The 621-nt window shown below is 41.7% G+C and carries 2 protein-coding genes; both read left to right on the top strand.

Annotation, left to right across the window (positions count from 1 at the left end; translation table 11 throughout):
- Positions 1 to 244 (top strand): hypothetical protein (locus tag HSP_RS11480; RefSeq protein WP_010129805.1); only part of this gene is annotated, 244 nt, incomplete at its 5' end.
- On the top strand, positions 235 to 489 hold the full coding sequence (locus HSP_RS10995) for a hypothetical protein (protein ID WP_010129804.1): 255 nt from the start codon (positions 235 to 237) through the stop codon (positions 487 to 489). The genes HSP_RS11480 and HSP_RS10995, both read left to right, overlap by 10 nt.
- The last annotated feature ends 132 nt before the right edge of the window (positions 490 to 621 follow it).

The following is a 621-nucleotide window of genomic DNA, read 5'->3' as shown; positions in this document are numbered from 1 at the left end:
CGTAACGGGAAGGACGGTTATAGCAGAAGTCGTCTCACCCGACGCACGTTTTTTTCAGTTATATCGTCAGTCCGGGCGTCTGGAAGCAAAATCATACTGGCACTATGAACTTGGAGGAATTACCCGTAATCAGCACTTATTACACCTGATTAATCATGGCCTGGTAGATCCGCTGTCCGCACACTTCATATCCCCCATTGACGAAGATAAATACTCAATGCTCCCGGAGGGGACATGGCGATAAAAGATATATTTGAGAAACTCAATTCGATAGAAATTGATTTCTCTGGAATATCCCACTGGCTGGCAAAATACACATTCAGGTATTCCAGAATAAGTTTATATGAAGATTTATCTGGAATGTTAAATGATGGCATAAATGTAAAGCGTGCTCTTACACACCTGATTGATGTAGAAACAGACTACGGGAAGAAAACGGGGTCTTCTGTTCAACCTACTATATTTGTTGTGAGTGCCTTAATGCACTGAATAACACAGGGGCAATATCTTCAGCATTAAAAAAATATATAAAGGAGGATGAATATCAACTGATATCCAGCGGTGAAATTCGCGGCGACCTTGCGGGAGGGTTAGTTCAGGCCATAAAAATTGTCAGAGAGT

This window comes from Haemophilus sputorum CCUG 13788, assembly GCF_000238795.1.
Lineage (GTDB): Bacteria > Pseudomonadota > Gammaproteobacteria > Enterobacterales > Pasteurellaceae > Haemophilus_A > Haemophilus_A sputorum.
Note: the sequence above shows the minus strand (reverse complement) of the source record. Positions and strands in the feature narration are given on the sequence as shown.